This window comes from Mucilaginibacter dorajii, from assembly GCF_024808255.1.
GTDB lineage: Bacteria > Bacteroidota > Bacteroidia > Sphingobacteriales > Sphingobacteriaceae > Mucilaginibacter > Mucilaginibacter dorajii.
This window is the reverse complement of the sequence record NZ_JANTYS010000003.1, coordinates 100,273-115,970: the sequence shown is the minus strand read 5'-3', so window position 1 is coordinate 115,970 and position 15,698 is coordinate 100,273. Positions and strand designations below refer to the sequence as shown.

Genomic DNA, 15,698 nt, shown 5'->3' with positions numbered 1-15,698 from the left:
ACTAAATATAGCTTCAGCGCAGTTAAAGATAAATCTTTATAAGTTAAATAATATAAATCTTTCACCGTTCATGATGTTAATGCCCAAGTGTTTTAACATTTAAAATAGCCCCTGATAGATTGGGGGAACTAACCGTCAATTTAATATCGCCTGAATTATGAGTGCTTTTAATTATAATTAACGCGCGTCCGTGCCAGGCTTTATGTGTATTTCCAACATACGAGTCCGTATCTTTCATATCCGCATTGGCAACTCCTGCAATTGTTCCGGGGCCCTCAACTTTAAAGTGCAGACGGTTTGCAGCATTAGGCTGAAGTACACCATTTTGGTCTGTTATCTCTATGGTAACGTAAGACAAGTCCTGTCCGTTAGCGATTATCTCGTTCCGATCAGCAGTTAGTTTGATTTTTGCAGGATCGCCGGAAGTTTGTAAAACGGTTGATTCAACTTCTTTATCGTTCTCCACACCTACTGCTTTAAGCTGGCCAGCCGCATAAGGCACTGTAAATTCAGCTTTATGTTCCTGTTCGTCGGTCGTTGGTTTTTCTCCAATGAGCTTGTTGTTGAGGTACAAGCGTACCTTAGGGTATTTTGAATAAACTTCTACCTTAATCGCCTTTCCCAAATACGCCGGCCAGGTCCAGCTTTCCCAGGTCGGCCATACAGACCACCAGGTTGTTTTAATCTCCAGGGGATCAGGCTCAGGTTCACGAACAGCCATGTAGAGCTTTTCGGTATTATTGTATAACAGGTTACGGTAGTGCGAAATCGGCTTTCTCCATCCAATCAGATCAATATCGCCACAATAGGCACCGTGCCAGGGGAAAAAATCATGTTCCCAGTGTTCACCAGGTACATCGCCCGAATAATACCAGCGACCTATCCCCGATTCTCCAAGATAATCCATAGCTGTCCAAACAAAATCCCCAAGCACATAATTGTTGCTTTTTACCAGTTTCCAGTTTGCAAAAGCATCCCTGGGGTACGACTCCGTTTGAACGATCATTCGTGAAGGCACCCGCTTATGATCAGCAGACGCACTCCATAAATGATAATTATAACCACCTACATCATGCGCAGCCATAAGGGAATCAAGCGTTGCCCAATCTTTACCATTATCCACAATAGCGGATGTAACCGGACGGACGGTATCTATTTTTTTTATAGCATCTGCAAGCATTGTGGCTGTTTTTACAGCGTCCGGGCTGCCCCTCTCTACTATTTCGTTACCAATGCTCCACATTACAATTGAAGGGTGATTACGATCCCGTAAAACCATCGCGTCTAAGTCGCGTTTCCACCACCGGGCGAAATATTGAGCATAGTCCTGTTTGTTTTTGCCTGTTCTCCAACAATCAAACGATTCATCAACAACCAATAGGCCTAACCTGTCGCAAGCATTTAAAAAAGCCTCGGAAGGAGGATTATGAGAAGTTCTTACCGCGTTAAAGCCTGCTTCTTTGAACAACTCTACCTTACGCTCCTCTGCACGGTCAAAAGCGGCAGCCCCCAGGCAACCATTATCATGGTGTACACATCCGCCATTGAGTTTTACTGTTTTACCATTAAGCTGAAATCCATTTTCAGGTGTAAATTTTATGGAACGTATACCAAAACTCGTTTCCGTTCTGTCAATTACATTTTTATTTAGGATAATACTTATTTGTGCATCGTATAAACGGGGTGTTTCGGGCGTCCATCGCTGCGGGTTTGACACAATGATAGTTTGGGCAACTTCTTTCTCGCTATTTGCAGCCAGTTCAACCTTTACCTGGTTATTTCCTGCATTTTTAGAATTTGCATCTTTTAACCAGGTGCTAAGAGCAATACTTTGAGGCAAATCACTTTCGTTTTTTACCAATGTTTTAATTTGAACAGTTGCTTTTTTGGGAGACACATCAGGGGTTGTAATGGCGACTCCCCAATTGGCTATATGTACAGCATCGGTAACATTCATCCAAACGTGGCGATAAATGCCGGAACCACTGTACCACCTGCTGTTCACTTGTTGCGAATTGTCTACCCGCACCGCTATCACATTTTCATTATTAAAATCCCAAAAAGGCGAAAGGTCATAACTAAAGGATGAATAGCCATAAGGGTAAGTGCCAAGTGATTTTCCATTAATAAAAACTTCAGAATTCATATAAACCCCTTCAAAATAAATGGAAACTTTTTTGCCTTTCCATTCATGGGGGGCTTTGAAGGTTTTCCGGTACCAGCCAATACCTGCCGGAAAATATCCCCCCGCCCCTCCGGTTGGGTTTTTAGGACTTATTTTGCCTTCGATACTCCAATCGTGCGGTAAATCAAGGCTCTGCCAACTCATATCATTAAAATCCTTTGATTTTGCCGATGCCGTGTCTCCCTGAAAAAACTTCCAGTTATAATCAAATAGTTGTTTCCGTTCAATTTTAACGGAATTTTGAGCCTGGCACGCGATGTTGGTTGCCAAAAACAGCAAGGCTGTAAGCATTGCTTTAACATGATAGGTGGTACTGTAAGTTTTATGCAACTTCATAGTGATTTTTTGATTCTTTGAAGAAATAATATTTTAACCTTATTGAACTTTAATAACAACTTCGGCTCCTTTAAGGGTTTCGGATTGAGCTTTTAACCGGATTTCCCCTGCCTGTTTATTGGATTGAACCAGCACCAGGCAATATCCGTTGAACGCCATCCGCTGGCTGGCCTTATCAGGCTCATGGCTGCTGGGATTACCGTTGCCCGTGCCAATGATCACTCCCGGGCCTTCAATTGAAAACTTCACCTGGTTAGCCGCTGTAGGGACCACCCTCCCTTTGGCATCTTTAAGTGCCACCTGGATAACGGCCACATCGGTACCGTCAGCTTTAAGTAAGCGGCAATCGCTCTTCAGTGCCAACTGTGCCGGGGCCGTTGTTGTTTCAACAACGTCTTTGGTTACCAATTTCCCGTTTTTATATCCCCTGGCTTCCAGTTTACCGGGTTTATATATAAGGTTCCAGATCAGTTTGGTATAGGGAATCGCTTTTTGCCTGCCTATGCTTTTGCCATTGAGCCATAACTCTACTTCGTCGCAGTTGGTGTAACAATGCACCTTTATGCTGTCTCCATCTTTGCCGGGCCAGTTCCAATGGGGGAAAATATGAACAACCGGTTCGTTTGTCCAGGCCGCTTTGTACGCGTAGTACCCGTCTTTAGGGAAGCCGCATATATCCATAAACCCGAAATGAGATGTAACGCATGGCCATTGGTATGGCGTAGGCTCACCGCGATAGTCAAAACCTGTCCATACAAACAAGCCTCCCAGGTACGGATATTTAACAATATCCGCCCAGTCTTCGCCTGGTAATGGCCCCCAGTTGGGTTGCCATAGCCCGAGGTTTGAGACGTAACCCTTTCCCCAATCGTTCTGATACTCGCCACGGGTTGAAATAAAACTTGTGGCTTCTGTACAAAACTCAATTCGGTTGGGATATTTTTCATGGTCTTTCACATACGCCAGTCCCTTATCTCCATAGTTATACCCCACAACATCCAGCACATCGCTATAACCACCTTCGTTCCGCCCGTGATTCATGGCGGCAGTCACCGGGCGCGTCGGATCAATTTTATGGGTGATGTCAACCAGTGTTTTTAGTATCCTGGCCCCGGTTACCGTGCCTTGAATCCATTCCTCATTTTCCATACTCCACATAAATATCGATGGGTGGTTGCGATCCCGGTACAACATGGCTTTCAAATCCTTTATCCCTTCTTCAGAGCTGGACAACATGCGGTTTTCGTCCAATACAAGTAACCCCATCCTATCGCACATATCAAGCAGTTCCGGCGTTGGTGGATGATGGGAACAACGATAAGCATTGCTGCCCATTTCCTTGAGCAACTTTAATTTGTATTCGTTTATTTTATCGGGGAGTGCCACACCAATTCCGGCAAAATCCTGGTGGTTACAAGTGCCCTTCACCGGGTAAAGCTTTCCGTTTAGAAACACACCCTTCCTGTTTATTTCGATTGTCCTTACCCCAAAAGTGGTTTCGTAATTATCGACGATTATCCCGTTTTCAGAAACTTCAGTCAGTACCCTATAAAGATTTGGTGTTTCGGGGGTCCAAAGCAAGGGCTTTTGAATACTTCCTTTTTGTGAAAGCTCAGTAGTGCTAAATGGCTCAATTATTTGCGATGAAGTTTTTGTGTCAAGCACCACTCCTTTATTATCTACAATTTTAGAGACGAGTGTGATGTTTTTAACTACGCCATATTCATTTTTAATATTGGTTTTTACGTTTACATCAGCTTGATCAGGCCTGGCTAAAGATGTGGTAACGTAGGTGCCAAACCTATCAACATGAAGCTTGTCGGTTTTATTAAGCCAAACATGCCGGTAAATTCCACATCCTTCGTACCACCAGCCTTCGTATTCGGTAGCGTCAACCTTTACAAGAACAACATTTTTGCCTTCGTTACCATAACGCAAAACATCGGTCAAATCATAATTAGAAGGTGTATAGCCGCTTTGGTGCGTGCCTAAAAGCTGACCATTGACCCAAATGGTACTGTTTCTGAAAATCCCGTCAAATTCTATAGTTATTTTTTTTCCTTTATCGGCTTCCGGTATTTCAAATTCTTTTCTATAAAAGCCTATCCCACCGGGCAGGTATCCGCTTACAGCAGGCGAGCTCCCGATTGATTTATCATTAACAAAAGTCCCCTCTACACACCAATCGTGCGGAAGATTTACTTCCCTCCAGTCTTCGGGTTTAAATGTTGCTGCTTTATCAACATCAGTATAAGCAACAATAGCTTCTTTATTTGTTTCGACTTTGACATTGATATCTGTTAAACCGCCATATCCGGCAGCTTTCACTGCCCGTTTGATAGCGATATCGCCTTTGTGGAACTGCCAGTTGAAGTCAAAATTATCTCTTGTCCTTTCAGACCCGGCATTTAACCTGTCCTGTGCTGTTACATTTAAAGCTAATAAAACTGCAAATAAGAGCGCTATTCCCCGCAGTAGCATATTAAATAATTGATTATTAATTTGATTAGGTGTATTCTTCATCTTTTAAATGGATAACCGGCTCCTCAAATGCCGGATAATAACATTAGGGCTGGCTTGTAATCACATCAACTTCGGCATATCCTGTATTATCGTTGCCTTCGGTATTTTTCAATGCCCTCAATTTAATATAGCGTGCTTTTACCGCCGCAAAGTTTTTAATTTGTATCAGCGGATTGTTTTTGATATTGGAGAACTCCCCTTCATCAACCAGTTTCCATTCTTTATTGTCGGCAGATACGTAAAATTGATAGGTTGTAATAATACCGGGGCCCCATAAACCAGGGTCGGGCAAATACCTGAAACCAGACAGGCTTTCTTCTTTTCCCAGGTCGATCACCAAATCAACCGGCATTTTTGCATCCTTGCCCTGGTGCCATACTGTAGCAGGATCTCCATCTAAAACTGCGTTAGCCTTTTCATCGCTGATTCCTAAAATTCTCCAATCCTTGCGGGGCAAGTCAAATTTCTCCTCAACTTCGGGGCTGCTTTTGCCCGTGGTTGGGTCGCCGGCAATTGCCTTCACGTCCAATTTTCCATCTGTTTGAAACGGCCCGGTATATTTTTTTGAAGTCGTGGTGGGTGCACTTCCATCTAATGTGTAGTAAACTACTGATTCTTTGTCTGCCGGGTTTACAATTATTTTACCGGACTGGTCCCTGATGATAGAGGGCGCAGTCAAAATTTGCGGCGCATCATAAACACCGATATTGGAAATAACAATACAACTTTTTGAATCCGTAATATTTAATCGAACCTTTGTTGCCCTCACACTCGGGAAAATAAGGATGCGCTTGTACCCAATCGTTGTCGCGTTGGCTACTTCTTTCCAGCTACCATCAACAAGGGCTTCAACAGTGAATGCCTTCACCCTTTGCCCCAACGGGATGTACTCCTGCACCAGGAAACGATTGAATGTAGTTGGCTTGCCCAAATCTATAGTCAGCGAAGCCGTTTTTACATCATCATCCGTAGCCCAATAAGTGTCGTTATCACTATCAACAGCTTTGCCGGCACCGAAATCTTTATTGTTGCCACGAACATTGGATGCAGCTGTTTTCTTTATTTTAGCCAGGTCTACCGCAAAGGCTTCCTTAACCGCTTTGCCAAATTCCAGGGCTGCTTTTTCGTCCCTTTCGTTGATCAAGCCATTGGGCATGATAGGGAAGTTAAGCAGGAAAGTAGCATTACGGCCAATAGAGTGATAATAGGTATCCATCAGTTGAGGCAACGTTTTTACCTTAGTGTCTTCAGCGGGGTGATAAAACCACTCCGGCCTGATAGAGGTATTTACTTCAGCAGCCACCCATGCGTTACCGTTCTCCAAACCGTAATGCAGCATATTGTAGGGCACATCACCGGTCGCATTAAGCAAGCTCCAATTGGTTTCACCAACATAACCGGCTTCTGTTCCCACCCAACGAAGATCGCCCCTGTCGCCACCGTCGTTCCAGATTACGCAATTTGGCTGCAGTTTATGAATAAGGGCATAGGTATTCTTCCAATCGTAATAGGTTGTCCGGTCAATAGTACGGGTTTCATTTGCACCGCCGTAATAACCCGACCCGCCATTAGCGCCATCAAACCACACTTCGAAAATGGGCCCATAATTAGTCAGCAGTTCAGTAAGCTGATTCCTGAAATAAGTAATGTATTCGGGTTTGCCATAATCCGGGTCGTTTCTGTCCCAGGGCGATAAATAAATGCCCAGTTTCAAACCGTATTCTTTACAGGCGTCGGCCATTTCCCTCACTACATCGCCTTTGCCATTTTTCCATGGCGAATTTTTAACAGAATACGCTGTATATTTTGAAGGCCAAAGGCAAAAGCCGCAGTGATGCTTCGCGGTAATGATAATTCCTTTCATACCTGCTTCCTTGCATGTACGTGCCCATTGGCGGCAATCCAGATCTTTGGGATTAAACAAATTCACATCTTCGTTACCAAATCCCCAGGATTGATCGGTATAGGTATTCAATGAAAAGTGCACAAACGCATAGGATTCCATTTGTTGCACACGCAGTTGATTACTGGTTGGGACCGGACCAAATGGTTTGGGCGCACTGGTTTGAGCACAGCAAAACACTGCCGGCCATAATGAAAACACAATTCCCAAGAAAAAATTTCTATTCATAAATTCATATTTATTACATCTTTACTTCGATCTTTTGCTTCAATTGATGTTGGTTGCGGAAGATCACTATTTCGGTATTTTTCCCGACCGCGCCCCGGGCTTCCAGCAGATCTTTAAGGTTATTAACCAGCCTGCGATTAAAAGCAATTATTACATCATTGGCCTGGAGAAATCCCGAAGCTGCCGCCCCATGTGCAACTGAAAGCACCAACACACCTCTGATCTGGTCCATGCCGGTTGCAGATTGCTCGCCGGCTGTGCTCAGGTTTTTAACCCTGGCCCCCATGAAATCTATCGTATCATCTTTGCTTAAATTATTAGTGACAACGACTGCCGGGAAGATTGGCTTTTTGGCAATGGCTTTCAGCCGCGCGGAAACAACACCGAAATTATCCATCGCGAAGTTTTTGAAACCGATAGACAACGCAGCTGCACCCTCTCTCACGCGAAAATCCCCTTTTTCAGGATTTTCAAAGGTTAGTGGGCCCTGCACCGAATGACTATCGGTTCCGCGCAAACGGGCTTCAGCCATTGAAACGGAATCAGGAAAAGCGTTATAGTCAACTTCTTTTCCCCAAGAGGAAATACCGATAGGCAGGTATGCTGCCCCGACGATATTACAACGAAATATATCCTGGCTGTTTTTAAACCACACATGCGGGTGAAAAGTACTATTAACCATGATGTTATTTTCAACAACACGGGTTACGCCCTCGCGCAACTTAATCCCCCCGTTTAAGCACAGGTTATTGTAAATCTGATAATTACTTGATCCATCGTCGAGGTCAATATCCCAGCCATGGTCGCAGCGGAGCCTGTTGTTACGAATGATAATCGGTTTCACCACATCAAGGAGTGCTATCGCAGGGTTTTCGGCAACAATGGAATCAAGCTTTTTCTTATCGGCCTGCCAGTAACGGTCTCGCCCCCAGGAATTAAATGAGCCATGATCTCCGGTTTCCTTAACGGTATTAAACACATCGTTAAATTCAATGATATGCCCTCCCCAGGTTCCTTCACTTACGTTTATACCTGCACGGGGCACATCGTAAATGGTATTGTGGCTCACCGTGATGTCCTGGCACATAGATAGCTCCACACCTGTTGATTGCTTTTCTACGAAACCCAGATTAAACATCAGGTTATTATAAACTTTACAGTCCTTTGGGTAGTTGTTTGTTTTGGGACCGGGCGTACGGTCAATTTCTGCAGGTGGTATGTACTCGTTATATTCAAAGCTGGGCGAACGTACCGCAGCCGGGTCGCCGACAAAACAAATGCCGCTTGCCCCGATTTCGGAGATCTGGCACCCGGCCACTTCACAGCCGCGGTTAAATTTGCTAAAAAAGACCGCATTGCCACCCAAATCATGCAGCACACAATTTTCGAGACGGCAACGTGCCGCACCTTCGTAAAATACTGCCGCTCCCCGGTAAATCGTCCAGTCGCTGCGCAGCAACGGCTCCTTGTTTTGCATAAAAGTGCGTACCGTTTCTGTTAATGTAAGGCCGGAGATAGTAATATTTTTAACCGGCTTTTCTTCCGTCCCCCTGAACTCAAATAAATGGGCAACCTGGGGCGTTTCAAACTTTGCAGTTTTTAAATCAAGGCCTTTAGGCGGTAAATAATATAAGATTTTCGTTTTCTTGTTATAATACCATTCGTTGACCGTATCAAGCTCTTCAAAAACATTCTCTGTATACCGATATTTTTCATGCATGCCCGAACGCCGGTTATTTTGCCAGCCCCCTTCTAACATAGGCTGACCGCTGGTGTCTTTCCCTGTAATGATATAGTGAAAATCACCCCACTTGGCACTGTGCAATGCATGTACGTACCCTCCCGCGGGCGACTGCCACCTTGCAGCCCGTTCTTTGCTGATTGCATCGGCTGCTGTACCACCGAGAAATTGTGCCGACGGATCATAGTTGGGGTAACGGGCCATCCGCTGTAATTTTCCGTTCACAAACAGTTCATCGAAAACAAGGTCATGACCAATCTTAGCCTGCCAGATACCATTTTTATATACCGTCCAGTTCAAACCGCCTAATATAGCGCCGCCGCTTATGGTAACCTTCTGATGGTCAACATTCGTCAAAGTAAGTGGCTCATTATCCTTCCTTGAATCGGCAGAACTGAACACAACGGGATTACTCAAATAATAGGTACCGGCATAAAGCCTGATGAAAACAGTGCCCGAAATTTTCCGCGCCCTGGTCAATGCACCGCTTATAGAAGCAAATGGGGCTCTTTGGGTACCCGGATTGCTATCATTACCGCTGAGGGAAACATATAAATTAGTTTGTGCGCTGCTGCCGGCCGGCCATAGGAAAACAGCAAGCAATAGTGACGTTACGATTAAGTTCTTAACTTTCTGCATTTAATATTATAAGGATTAAACCTACTTTATTTCTATAAACTCCGGCTCGTATGGCGCAACAGTAAAATTGCCATCATAGCTTTTATCAAAAAGAATACTCTCCGATTTTCCATTCATTGGGATTTCTTTTGGTTCTCCCGTCACGTTCAGGTATAAAAAATGATTCTTGTCAATTTGCCTGGCCATAACACCAGCTGGTACCTGTGGCCCCTTTTTAATACCCAGTTCATCTATCAGTTTATCAAGCAACGGGCCCAATACCTCGCCACTTGCCGGCAAGCCGACATAAATTGCCTTGCCTTTGCCGTACTTGTTGGCCGTAATAATTGGATAATCTTTATCTAAACTGGTTATGCTTCCGAGAATTTCAGCACCTTTGGATTCAATAACATCATATCGGCTTGATTCTGTTCCGATAGTTTTCCCCATGTAATTTAGTTCAATTTTTTTGCCTCTTAACGAAGCGCGGGATATCTCATTCATCTGCTCTGTTTCTTCATAACCAGCTACCCGTATCCCAAACACATCGCTTAAACGCCCGGGATGGGTGGATGCAAATACTTTCCCGGTTTCGTCAACCACGCCAGAATTACTTGTCATCACAACAGTGCCGCCATTTTTTACAAAATCCCGGATTTTATTGGCAGTGGTTTCATCCATTACAGTTACACCGGGCACAAAAAGTAATTTATACTTTAAGGAGCTTTTGCTGATCTCCAAAATGCGGGAATCCATATTGCGGTAATGAAACAAATTCCAGCAGCTCTGTAATTGTTGGTCCTGCGCCTCGGGGAAAGAACTGCTGGCTATTTGACTTGGGAATGAGAATGCCAGGCCAACTTCCGGGCTGGCCTTGTAAGGAAAATATTTTTCGATCTTTTTAAACTCTGTTGCTATCTTTTTGTATTCTTCATATTTACGGTTCGGGGTTCCGTCCCAATCAAGCATCCCTTCCAGGTATTGTTCTTCGCCCGACCACATACTTTGCCAGGTCCAGCCGCAAACCATTTGATTACCGTACATCAGCGTGGCGTAGGCCGATTTTCTGATCGAATTGGGAACCGCCGTCATTGTTGTAAATTCACTGCACCAGAAAGGGTTAGTGCTTTCAAACTGATTGCGGGAAATTACAAAGTTAGCGTTCATGACACCCCAATTGGTGGTCAGTGAGTTTCCGGGATAGTAGCCGCAACCTTCGCGGGCCATTTTTCCGGAATACGCAATTTCAGAATAGTCAAAATATCTCATCCAACTGAAGTACCAGGCATTGGTGTTAGTAAGTACACCAGGGGCATTTGTATTTACCCTGTCAAGTACTTTGAATAATATCTGGTTAACTTCGTCTGATATAAAGCGCCTGAAATCTAATATTTTCTCCGGGGCACCGTTTTTTTCGCCGGCTACAGGTAGTCCAACTTCATCAAAGTCGTTAATCCTTCTTGACCAACGTTGCGTAGCCCAGGCTGTGTTAAAATTATCAATGGTAGCATATTTCTTCATTAACCAAACAACAAACCTTTTTCTTACCGTTTCTGAGTATGAAATGGGGCCATCACCAGGTTCATTATCAACGCCAAAAGCTAACAGCGCCGGGTGTTTAGCATAATGTTTTGTAAGTGTATCCGCATAGCGTACAGCATATTTTTGATACATCGGATCGCCTACATCATCCATGTAGCGATGGTTGGGATATTGTGCAACCCCGCCCGGACTGGTAACGTCAATTGAAGGATATTTATGATGTAACCAAACAGGTGCCGGGCGAATAGCGATATCAAGAATCACCTTAATTCCTGCTTTATTCATCATATCCATCACAAAATCAAACCATTTAAAATCAAACCTACCTTCAGAAGGTTCGTAACTATCCCAGGCCAGGTGGCCCATCCTAACCACCTTGAACCCGGCAGCTTTCATCAACCCGATGTCTTTTTTTATTTTTTCCTGATCTTTATCATCATGTGGATGATAATTGGTGCCAACGTATAATTCCTGAGCTTTAACCGACAAAACGACAAGCAGGAGCGTTGAAATTATCAAAAGCTGTTTGAGTTGTATTTTCATTTATTTAACTGATATTTTTACTTTTTTTGAAAAATTACGTGGTGAATTACCTCACTGCAGCATAACTTCCTTTGTTATTTGTTTAGCAGGGCTTAGCAAATCCATACAGAAAAAAGCATGGCGGTAGATAATTGGTTCTCCGCTTCATTCATGGTAAGGAATTAATAATGGGTGAATCAAACTTACCTTAAAGAATGCCCTAATGTTTTATTTAAAGGGACTTTTTTTTATACAAAACCGACATTTGTTTATTAATTGGAAGTTGTTTTTGAGTATGACAGTATCCAGGTTGATGTTTATTTAACGGATATTTTTAGTGTTTTTGAAATATTGCGTGATGAATTGCCTAATTGAAGAACAAATTCGCCGGCTTCAACTTTCCATGATTTCTTTGTTTCGTCATAAAAAGCCAAATCGCCAACCTTTACATCCAGTTCAACAGTTTTCGTTTCGCCTGGTTGCAGAAACACTTTTTGGAAAGCCTTTAATTCCTTTTCAGGACGCAAAACCGAACTGACAGGATCGCTTACATATAATTGTACAACCTCGGCACCGTAACGGGCACCTGTATTTTTAACCATTAACTTTGCATGGATAATATCATTCTTTTCATAGATCTTCTTGTCTGTCGAAAAATTATTGAGCGCAAAACCGGTGTAAGAGAGCCCATATCCAAAAGGAAACTGGGGCTGGATTTTCTTAGTATCAAACCAGCGATATCCCACCAGCACATCCTCCTCGTAGTTTACTTTCAAATCTTTTCCGGGAAAATTGCCCAAAGCATGGGCGGGCGACTGGTCAAGCGCCACCGGTATTGTAAAAGGTAATTTGCCGGATGGATTCACCTTGCCGCTTAATATATCTGCCACCGCGTTACCAGCCTCCATGCCGCCATACCACGACCATAAAATAGCAGGTACCCGGTTAACAATGCCCGCTAACTTTACAGGAGAACCGGCAACTATTACTACAACGGTATTAGGATTTGCTTTTGCCACTTCCTGCATCAAAACTTCCTGTCCATAAGGCAGGTCCATGTTTTGTTTGTCAAAAGATTCCGTATCAAAATCATGGTTTAGCCCTCCGAAAATGATAACAACGTCTGATTCCCGGGCAACTTTTACCGCCTCGTTGATCAGTTTCCAATCAACATTATCTGAATTTCCCTGGCCCCTGTTGCTACCTTCTTTGAACGTAGATTGTTTTTCATATCCCTGGGCAAAATTTATTTTTACGCTGGCACCAAACTTTTGCTTAATGGCCTGCAAGGGAGTTATTTCATATAACGCTTTTATTTCTGAACTAAGGCCCGCCCCGCAATGTTTCCTGGTAGCATTGTCACCAATAACGGCAATCGATTGTATTTTGTTGAAATTGACAGGAAGAATGTTGCCTTTGTTTTGAAGTAATACCGCGGCTTCGGCAGCAGAATTGTAAGCTGCCTTTTGATGCCCCGATATGTTCATTTTTCCCTTTTCGCGATGGTCTTCATCAAACATCTTTGTTTTGAACATTACACGCAGCACATCCGCTACTTTTTCATCAACTACTGATACAGGCACTTTTCCTTCTTCTACTGCTTTTATCAACGGATTGGCAAAATACCATTCGTTGTAATCTTTTATATCGGTGCCCATTTCCAGGTCGAGTCCGCTTAACGCGGCCTTTACCGTACTATGTGCCGCGGCCCAATCGGTCATTAAAACGCCTTTAAATCCAAATTCATTTCGAAGGATTTGCCTGTTCAAATATTCGTTTTCCGAGCACCAGTCGCCCCGGAACTTATTATAAGCAGCCATAACGGTATAGGCGCCACCCTCAGTTACTGCAGCTTTAAAACCGGGCAAATAAATTTCACGAAAAGCCCTTTCGCTTACTTGTACATCAACAGAATCGCGATGCGTTTCCTGGTTGTTGGCTACCCAGTGCTTTACACTCACCGCAACATCTTTAGACTGCAGGGCTTTGATGTAAGCAACGGCCATCCTCGAAATAAGAAATGGATCTTCGCTCATGTATTCGAAGTTACGGCCGCCAAGTGGCGAACGGATAATGTTGATACCAGGCCCCAACAGCACATCCTTTTTCCGAAAACGGGCTTCTTCGCCTAATACCAGCCCCTGTTTTGAGGCCAGTTCAGGATTCCAGGTTGCAGCCAGGGCTGTTCCCGGAGGAAAGCAGGTTGCCGAATCAGTAGTCCAGCCAGCATAAGCCCAGTCGTGCCTGTTAATTTCTGCACGCACACCATGCGGACCATCACTCAGCGCCAATTCAGGGATTCCCAACCTCTTTATCCCCGAAACATAAAACTTAGAATTGGCGTGCAAAAGGCTCACTTTTTCATGCAAAGTCATCTGACTGATCAGGGCCCGGATTTTTTCTTCTTGTTTACTATTAATCAAACTTTGCTGTGCATTTGCCGCTCCTGCTGCCAGCAGCATAAAGAAAAATGCAGAGCAGCATGTTTTTACCACTATTTTTAGTCTCAATATCAATACATTCATTGGTTAACTTTTAATCAGGTTTATCAGGATAACATCATTTTCCCGGATATCAAATTCGCGGGAGTACACCGTATTGGGTTTTATTACGATTTCCTGTTTTGCGACAGGGGAGCCATTTTCTTCTTTTAACTTTTCAACCTGCTGCCTGTTTAGCTGATTTGGCCTGCCCATATCCACATAGCCTGTATAGGCATCGTTCACCCTATACCCTACTTTATAAATTTCCATCGTGTATTTTCCAGCAGGCACATGTGATAGGTTTATTTTTACTTTGCCTTTTGGTTTGGCGGGCAAATCCTTGATATAGTAAGATTGATTGTTGACAGAATCCGGCAACGTATAGGTATAGTCCCACAATAATGCCTGGATATCCCCTTTATCATTTTTGCAAACCCATGAACGTTCGTCGGTATTGGCTAACGCTGTTTCTCCAAGTTTATTCATAAATTGATAAGAATAAAAAGCCGGTTTGTTTATGCCTTGGGTATTCAGTAAACCAAAACCTCCGTGAAAAGGCGTAAAACGTGGACCTGGTTCTTCAAAAACATCAGTAAAAACCCAGTATGACATAGAGCTGGCTGCGTTGCCAACCTGTTTTATTTTTTCCAATATATAGGCTGCTTCATGATAACTGTCGTGCACAGGATCTGCCGGTGTGTAGGATGAACTCCATTCTGTATAATGTAGTTCCAGACCGGGTTTTGCTGATTGAGAGATTTGTTTGCGAGAATTTAATACATCACCACTTACTGCCAGCGAATCTTTACTTAATACTGTGCCCGAATTGCCATACTCATCCAGGAAGCCCTGTTTTACACCGTAAGAATGTGTACTGACGAAGTCAATCGGCACGTTGTTTTTGCTGCAATGATTTATCATTTCAGGAACCCACGCGGCGCCTGCAGTGCCTGGACCACCTACTTTATAGTCGGGGTTTACGCTTTTAATCGCTTTTGCTGAATAATCATACAATTTAAAATAATCGTCTTGTGTCCCCGTCCAGAATCCGGGAGATAAGTTCGGCTCGTTCCATACTTCAAAATACCAGGACTTTACTTCCCCGGCACCATACCGTTCTGTAAAGTGCTGAACAAGGTTGGTTATGAGCGCCTGCCATTTGTTATAATCTTTTGGCGGGGTAACATTACCACGCCACCAAAAAATTGTTTGGCTTCCGCTTGCCAGCGCATTGGGCATAAAACCCAGCTCTACAAAAGGCTTCATCCCAATTTTATGCAGAAAATCAAACAAGGCATCTACATACATGTAATTATACTGTGGTTTCCCTTTGGAGTCTTCGGTATAAACAGCCATATCATCGGTGAGTAATCCATGCATGCGGATATACCTAAAACCACATTGTTTTCTTACATATTCCAGTTGTTGTTGCCAGTCGGCACGTAACCCTTCATTTGCCCGACCCGCGCCTACACAGGTGTTAAACATGGTATTAAGCTTACCCGATGTTTTGTTTAAATCAACATTAATCGATCTTTGGCCTTTTACATTTGCCAAAAAAGCGAATTGCGAAACCACCAGTACCCAAATTATTTTTTTCATCTGTTTGTTAATTCC

The 15,698-nt window shown here is 43.6% G+C and carries 7 protein-coding genes; all 7 read right to left on the bottom strand.

What is annotated here, in order from left to right:
• Positions 1-76 precede the first annotated feature (76 nt).
• The 7 genes from FHS10_RS04925 to FHS10_RS04895 all read right to left on the bottom strand — a co-directional run bounded on the left by FHS10_RS04925 (position 77) and on the right by FHS10_RS04895 (position 15,683).
• The gene (locus FHS10_RS04925; protein ID WP_259088166.1) at positions 77-2,521 is read right to left on the bottom strand and encodes a glycoside hydrolase family 2 TIM barrel-domain containing protein; all 2,445 of its coding nucleotides are present in this window, start codon (positions 2,519-2,521) and stop codon (positions 77-79) included.
• Between the two features lie 39 nt (positions 2,522-2,560).
• Entirely contained in the window at positions 2,561-5,044 is a 2,484-nt protein-coding gene (gene galA / locus FHS10_RS04920) for a beta-galactosidase GalA (RefSeq protein ID WP_259088165.1), read from the bottom strand.
• Positions 5,045-5,087: 43 nt separating this feature from the next.
• On the bottom strand, positions 5,088-7,175 hold the full coding sequence (locus FHS10_RS04915; RefSeq protein ID WP_259088163.1) for a discoidin domain-containing protein: 2,088 nt from the start codon (positions 7,173-7,175) through the stop codon (positions 5,088-5,090).
• 13 nt (positions 7,176-7,188) lie between these two features.
• Entirely contained in the window at positions 7,189-9,555 is a 2,367-nt protein-coding gene (locus FHS10_RS04910; RefSeq protein WP_259088161.1) for a right-handed parallel beta-helix repeat-containing protein, read from the bottom strand.
• A gap of 21 nt (positions 9,556-9,576) precedes the next feature.
• A complete protein-coding gene (locus FHS10_RS04905; RefSeq protein WP_259088160.1) occupies positions 9,577-11,619 on the bottom strand; it encodes a beta-galactosidase in 2,043 nt (680 codons plus the stop codon).
• Between the two features lie 296 nt (positions 11,620-11,915).
• Entirely contained in the window at positions 11,916-14,123 is a 2,208-nt protein-coding gene (locus FHS10_RS04900) for a glycoside hydrolase family 3 C-terminal domain-containing protein (RefSeq protein ID WP_259088158.1), read from the bottom strand.
• Between the two features lie 3 nt (positions 14,124-14,126).
• On the bottom strand, positions 14,127-15,683 hold the full coding sequence (locus FHS10_RS04895) for a GH39 family glycosyl hydrolase (RefSeq protein ID WP_259088152.1): 1,557 nt from the start codon (positions 15,681-15,683) through the stop codon (positions 14,127-14,129).
• Positions 15,684-15,698: the final 15 nt, after the last annotated feature.

Bases quoted from the DNA above. Each gene is read 5' to 3' on its own strand.
- FHS10_RS04905 (WP_259088160.1), bottom strand. From the start codon at position 11,619: ATGAAAATACAACTCAAACAGCTTTTGATAATTTCAACGCTCCTGCTT.
- FHS10_RS04910 (WP_259088161.1), bottom strand. From the start codon at position 9,555: ATGCAGAAAGTTAAGAACTTAATCGTAACGTCACTATTGCTTGCTGTT.
- galA (WP_259088165.1), bottom strand. From the start codon at position 5,044: ATGAAGAATACACCTAATCAAATTAATAATCAATTATTTAATATGCTA.
- FHS10_RS04900 (WP_259088158.1), bottom strand. From the start codon at position 14,123: ATGAATGTATTGATATTGAGACTAAAAATAGTGGTAAAAACATGCTGC.
- FHS10_RS04925 (WP_259088166.1), bottom strand. From the start codon at position 2,521: ATGAAGTTGCATAAAACTTACAGTACCACCTATCATGTTAAAGCAATG.
- FHS10_RS04915 (WP_259088163.1), bottom strand. From the start codon at position 7,175: ATGAATAGAAATTTTTTCTTGGGAATTGTGTTTTCATTATGGCCGGCA.
- FHS10_RS04895 (WP_259088152.1), bottom strand. From the start codon at position 15,683: ATGAAAAAAATAATTTGGGTACTGGTGGTTTCGCAATTCGCTTTTTTG.